We start from the raw sequence: 5,962 nt of genomic DNA, 5'->3' as shown, positions 1-5,962 counted from the left end.
GGTCGCCGCGCTGCGCGCGGCGATTGGTGTTCATTCGTGCATTACGATCCTTTTCCAGTTCCTAAACCAAGATCAAGCCCGTGTATCAATGGGGGCTGCTGCTTGGCTTCCAAATGTTCCCACTTTCGGCAAACGACCTGCTGCTCGCACACCGACCACGTTCTGGCCCAAAAAGGGCCAGTGTATAACCGGAGGGGCCTAACAAGTCCCCTCCAGACCTCCCCTGAATCTAAAGACTGTTCCCGAACTGGGCAAGGATGGCCGAGTAGGGCAGGGGAGCTGCTGCGCCTTTTATGTGCGCCTGGAGAACTTGCGTCACAAGGTACGACTTGTCGAAGCCTGAGAGATCGGACTGCTTTTGGAAATATTCGAAGACATCCTCAGGCACTGTTAGCTTCATGATTTTCTTGTTCATGAACTGCACCCTCCAGAGGTTCACGCGCGGTGCCCTCCGCTCCGCGGCCGCCGCCCGCGCGCACATCCTCTTCCGGGATGCAGTTTCCGAATACGGGAATCAAGGCGTCCACATCGACCTTGGCTTCCTTCAGAATCACGTCGAGCTGCTCGTCCAGGTTGGCGAACATGCGCTTTGACTTATACATTCTGGCGAAGCTCTTCACAAAAATGGAGCTCGAGCTGCCCAGCCGCTGCCGCTGCTGCTTCCAGAATTTCACGTACATAAATATCGTCCAGGGCAGGTACTTGAACGGAAATACGTTGTTGATCTTCCGATGCTTAATGTCATATTCGATACATTTGTTGATCGTCTTGTTCAAGCTCATATCGTCCTGGACGATGAGAATAAAGTCGAAGCCGAGTTTGCGAGTCTGTGTGAAAAACGCCCGCCATAGTTTTTGTTCCGGCTTCGCCGCGTCTTCCCGAGGAAAGAAATTCGTCGCTTCATCGATGACAACCAGGCACAGGCCTTCCCGGTCGTCCTCATCCCATCCCATGTCTCTCGAGAGCCGTAGCAACACACTGATGCCGGTAACGCCCATAAGCAGATCGTCGGGCAAAAACATATAGCGTGCAGCCATGCCTTTCCGGATCTGCCCAGGCGTAAACGTGAGAGGAAAATTCCCGATCACGTGGAAACCCTTGGACAACTTCTCGACGACATCCTCCAGCGCATGATAGGACTTGCCGGAGCCGATTGTTCCTGAATACATCGATATCATTCGCGCAACACCTTCAGCCAGCGCCCGGCGATCCGGACGACGTAGTAGAGTCCCAATATTCCAAGCAGCACGACAAGATGAGCAAGCATCGTCGGGTAGTCGATTATCCAAGTTATCCAGCCTAAGTGAATGGCAGCCGGCGGCGTGGCCGGCGAGCTGAACGGCGAGTTCGGCAGCAAAGCGATCAACCAGGCTAACCCGGTGCCGAGCCCCTTGATGATCGAATTGATCAGTCCAATAAAAAACGCGGCCACGTCGTCACCTACTCCGGCATCAGCCTACGAAGGCCAAGTATGATACCTAAATCAAAACATATAATGAGGAACCATCGCGCGATCTGTGCGAACGGATCGAACTGCGACATGTCCATGTCTATCATGATAGGAAAATGCATTCCGCTGATATCGACCGGCTGCTCGATATGAATGTGCGGCGCCTGTGGAGGAACATCGAACACCTTAAGCTGCCCCCATACGTCCCACGGAATTGAAAAAGGAAACTTTTTCGTAAGGTCCCCGGCAACGAGTAGGGGAGTGAAGTCGAGTCCGGCAGATGTCGGAATTGACCAATCAAGACTACCTGTACCAGTACCTGTATCCGTTCCAACCTTTTCGCCGGTCTTGACGTTAGTCTGTACACCGCCTATCGGAACGGTAACGACAGGGACGTCAGTCGGTTTAGCCTTAGGCTGCACAACAGCTTCGGGAAATTTCCAAGCCACATCACCAGGATTATAAACTTTTGAACCAGACTGCGTTTTATACTTTTGTAAGGCAGGATCCCAAACGAGAGGAGCTGCATCCTTGTCCAACGTTCCTGTTGAGGTCTTCGGATACGGGACAACATCTCCAGGCAAAGGTAAAGGAATAGCATCTGATACGTAATCATTTAATTTAGCCTGAGTTAATGAGGTATCTAGCGACAAAGGACGCACTACGACACCAGCTAACGACATGTAAAACTTAAAAATAGATTCAAAATCCAATCCAGCCGTTGCCTTAGAATTATAGAAATTAGCGCCGGGTAAACTCAAAATCGTACACTGTCCATTAGGATCACTACATAGGTTGAGATCAATTCTAAATTGATATGATGGATTATCGTAAACATAAAAGTAGCCGGCATTGATATTGCCATACCAAAACCTCAGCAAATTACCATTTGAGTCTTTGCCAGCCGTGTAATACCATGCGTTCCCCGTAGATACACCACTTAACCCAGCCTTTGTCATCCAGTCTGTTTGAGGATAAGAAACTATAGATGATGCAATCACTGAGCCTTTCATTTCGCTACGTAGATAAGCTATCACGTCTGCACCCAAGTGCATCATGTTGTCTCCAGCATTAGCAGCAGCGTTGTAACTAGCTACAATGCTATCTTTAATTGCCTGGTTCGCATTAATCCATGTACGCCTAGCACGTTCGTTCACATCTGCACCGTATTCTGTATATCCAAGGAGTTCGGCTCCTGCCGAGACAGCAAACGCAGCCAAGACATAAGCACCGATACCTGCTTCAGCTCCAACAGCCAATGCCGGAAGAACCGCGCCCGCCTTTTTCTGCGGAGGAATGATTAAAGTAACCAATATCAAAACGGCCATTAACGCCGCTAACGATCTTTTGGCCAAAGCCACGGACAACGCCCCCCGAATAGTAAAAGGGGCGAGGCCGCTAGGTCCCCGCCCTTTGAAAAAGGTTACTTCGCAATGATCGTGAAGACCTTCTTGCCATATCTCCAGCCGTAGATGCCACCGAAAAGTACGATGGCGATCACAGCGACCGCCGCCAGGATCGCGACCGCCGTCAGCTTTACAATCGTCATAGCGCTGGTTACCGCCGAGACCGTGTCAGCGTCAGCTACTTCTGTACCAGCAGCGAAAGCCGGTACCGCCATCGCGATCATCAAGCAAAGCGACAGGGTAGCCGCGCTGAAACGCTTGCCCCACTTGGTCTTAAGAGCTTGCATAGCCTGAATCATTGAAATCACCTCCCCATCATATTCATCATGGTCTTGCTATATCGAACAGCCAGCCCCGTAAAACAGAACATAGCCGATACGACCATCCCGAGTCCTACGCACGTAATTAAAATCTTCGTCAGATCGGCGCTCATTTGCTCGAACCTCCCAAGCCTATGAAAAAGGCAACGATAATCAAAAGTCCGATGAGGAAGCCGAGTGCGCCGAGCATATACGCGCCCACCAGGTTCACCTGGTCAAGCTTGTCCAACATTTGAGCTGCTTGATCTTCCGTCATATGCTCCTCCGAAATTTCAGCACCCATAGCGTGATCCGCAATATCAGCAGCAGCGCCGCAACTCCCCAACCTTCAATCGGTAAGGTACTAACCATCAACCAGACCCAACCGGCAGCCGATGAGATGAACAGCCACAGCCAATGCAACAGAATCATCGGTTATGGCCTCGAAGGATGAGCAGCTGCGCGACCGCCGCGAACAATGCAACGATGAGCAGCGTCTCGACGATCATTACTTCGCTACCGGCTCCGGCTGCTTCTGCGGCTGATCGGCGAGAGAGAAGGCACCCACATGTTTGAATCCGGTAACCTTAATCGTCGGCGTTTTCCGGCGCAGGCTGATGGAAAATTCGGCATCGTACACGCCTGGGATCGAACGCAGCTCATTGATGAACTCATAGTCCAGGTTCGCCGTCTGAGGGATCGCGCCGAGGCTATCGGCTTCCGGCGTGAAATTCTGCTCAACGTAATGTACCTTGCTGCCCTCGATGACTTCCCCGGTGTCCGGATTTGGGAACTTGTAACGACTTGCACCCAGAACGATAACGCGCGTAGACAATCCAGTATTCATTTTGGCTTCCTCCTCAAAAATGAGAGAATTTTAATAATTGATGACGGGGCGATTTTTGGGCCATTTTTCATTTGCACTAATCCACACATTTTGAAAATGGATGGAGGCAATAAAAAACGCCCACCAACATTTGGCGGACGCTTGACACGAACGTGCGTTCCCTTTAGAATACGAACGCGTTCGGGTATGATTAATTCACGGAGGCACCTAGCGCTAACTAGATGCCTCACAGGTAGGGCTACCGTGTCCGCCAAGACTGACGGCAGCTCTACCGTTATTTAACTAGGTCTATTATCTCTTAACTGTTGTAATCTGGCAATAAGTATATTTGGGATACCGTCTCTCACAGGGACTTGTCCGTAGGAGCCGTCGCTAGCGGCTCTTTTTTCATGCCCAAAGCGTCCATACGCTTATCTAGGCTGCGCTGTAGCTTCCGGTCGCTCTCAGCTCGCCGTTTATCCTCCAGGCCTTGCCTATAGCGTACCATGCGCTTCTCAAACAAGGCTCGCTGCTCCTCGCGCCTTTCCTTGCGTTGCTCAAATCGTACCGACTGTTCCTGCGTCCACCTGGCCCGATACATCTCGGCCCGATCCCATTGCTGCTCGGTCATCCGGTCCATGCCGTCCGTGAGCAAATCCGCGAACCAGTCTTCGCCGGGTTTACCTTCGGCCACCCAGATTTCAGCGAGAGTAGGGAGGACCTGCTTATCAATCCATTCCTTCTTGCGTTCTATCGTCTTGTCTGGAGCCTTTTCTGCCAAGCGCAATTTTTCGGCGTCGCCCAGGTAATCGAGCCACCAATCGCAAATCGGCCAGCGTGACTTGTTGCTATCTTCCGTCTTTAGGCAAAAAGACAGGTAATTTCGAATGATGCCGTTAATCAGATGATCCGCCGTTCGACCCTCCAGGACGGAACGAGCTGCAGCAGCCGCCCGATTGTCTCTAAGCTGAACCTCGAAACGATTCCAGCAGGAGAGACCTTCGACCAGATCGTAACCAGCGCCCAGGCGTTCGAGATCCTTTTGATACGCCCGGAACTGAATATCCGATTGCGCGGATCCAAAATAGATCGTGTCACCGGCCGAGCTGCCGTCGCCAAGCTTGATTTTCTCAATCCGATGAGCCGTTTTAAACTTCGACCGAGTGGCACCGTCTTTTGACTTCCGGATAAGCTTCTTTACGGTCCAATACGGGTCCTGGCCATCGTAACGCAGCTCGTCGATAGCGAGGTCCAACCGGCTATAATCGCCCCGTTCGTGCGCGATCCGTTCGAACAGCACTTCCCAGGGCACATCATAGTACGTCTCATACTGCCGACAACCTTGGCCCTCAAACTCGACGTGGATACCCATGCCTTCGCGACCGCCGTACATGACCGAGATCGAGCCGCAGGTCTTACGCGCAGCATAGCTGTAACGGCCGGTCGGCATGTCCATGAAATCCTGCTCGGGGATGCCGATCAGATCGAAGACGTGAGGGAGTTCCGTCCGGTGCAGCGTGAACTGTAGCCAGTCCACGAGAAAAATTAGTTCACGTTGTTTCGCCATCGCCGACCTCCGTCACTTTCTCAATCGTAAAGAAGAACGTCCAGTTAGCAATCCATTCATCCGTCAACCACTCATAATGAACAGCGCCAGAATGAGGATGCGTACACTTGCAAAGGTACTTGATATCCAACTTAATCGCCTCCTTCCGTGAAGCCCATGAGGAACCGAAAGAACTGGGAAGCACTTTTAAATTCGCCCGACGCGATAGCCTTGTCGATCTGATCCCAACCTTCCTGGGGAAGGGCGATTGATACGGTTCGCTTGACGCCGATTGACTTGCGGCCAGCACCAGCACGAGCGCCACCACGAGATGAAGGGGAGGGAGGCGTCGCCGTTTCATCGGGTTTGATTTCGGTTTCCTCTTTCGAATCAAATACATCATCTACGTAACCATCCGCCATTTGTTCCAGCGTT

At 51.8% G+C, this 5,962-nt stretch carries 9 protein-coding genes; all 9 read right to left on the bottom strand.

Annotated elements, in window-relative coordinates:
• Positions 1–229: 229 nt before the first annotated feature.
• The gene (locus ACFSR7_RS36135; protein WP_378169556.1) at positions 230–415 is read right to left on the bottom strand and encodes a hypothetical protein; all 186 of its coding nucleotides are present in this window, start codon (positions 413–415) and stop codon (positions 230–232) included.
• Entirely contained in the window at positions 381–1,289 is a 909-nt protein-coding gene (locus tag ACFSR7_RS36130; protein ID WP_378169554.1) for a zonular occludens toxin domain-containing protein, read from the bottom strand. Before ACFSR7_RS36130 ends, ACFSR7_RS36135 begins: the two co-directional genes overlap by 35 nt.
• A 151-nt stretch (positions 1,290–1,440) precedes the next feature.
• A complete protein-coding gene (locus ACFSR7_RS36125) occupies positions 1,441–2,811 on the bottom strand; it encodes a hypothetical protein (RefSeq protein ID WP_378169553.1) in 1,371 nt (456 codons plus the stop codon).
• A 62-nt stretch (positions 2,812–2,873) separates the two neighbouring features.
• The gene (locus ACFSR7_RS36120) at positions 2,874–3,155 is read right to left on the bottom strand and encodes a hypothetical protein (RefSeq protein WP_378169551.1); all 282 of its coding nucleotides are present in this window, start codon (positions 3,153–3,155) and stop codon (positions 2,874–2,876) included.
• A gap of 130 nt (positions 3,156–3,285) precedes the next feature.
• Positions 3,286–3,432: a hypothetical protein gene (locus ACFSR7_RS36115; RefSeq protein WP_378169550.1), complete on the bottom strand. Its 147-nt coding sequence runs from the start codon at positions 3,430–3,432 to the stop codon at positions 3,286–3,288.
• 231 nt (positions 3,433–3,663) lie between these two features.
• The gene (locus tag ACFSR7_RS36110) at positions 3,664–4,002 is read right to left on the bottom strand and encodes a hypothetical protein (RefSeq protein ID WP_378169548.1); all 339 of its coding nucleotides are present in this window, start codon (positions 4,000–4,002) and stop codon (positions 3,664–3,666) included.
• A 343-nt stretch (positions 4,003–4,345) separates the two neighbouring features.
• Positions 4,346–5,548: a replication initiation factor domain-containing protein gene (locus ACFSR7_RS36105; RefSeq protein WP_378169547.1), complete on the bottom strand. Its 1,203-nt coding sequence runs from the start codon at positions 5,546–5,548 to the stop codon at positions 4,346–4,348.
• Positions 5,532–5,678: a hypothetical protein gene (locus ACFSR7_RS36100; protein WP_378169545.1), complete on the bottom strand. Its 147-nt coding sequence runs from the start codon at positions 5,676–5,678 to the stop codon at positions 5,532–5,534. The genes ACFSR7_RS36105 and ACFSR7_RS36100 overlap by 17 nt, the downstream gene beginning before the upstream one ends.
• A 1-nt stretch (position 5,679) precedes the next feature.
• Positions 5,680–5,962 (bottom strand): ribbon-helix-helix domain-containing protein (locus tag ACFSR7_RS36095; RefSeq protein WP_378169544.1); only part of this gene is annotated, 283 nt, incomplete at its 5' end.

The organism is Cohnella sp. GCM10020058 (assembly GCF_042683485.1).
Lineage (GTDB): Bacteria > Bacillota > Bacilli > Paenibacillales > Paenibacillaceae > Cohnella.
Note: the sequence above shows the minus strand (reverse complement) of the source record. Positions and strands in the feature narration are given on the sequence as shown.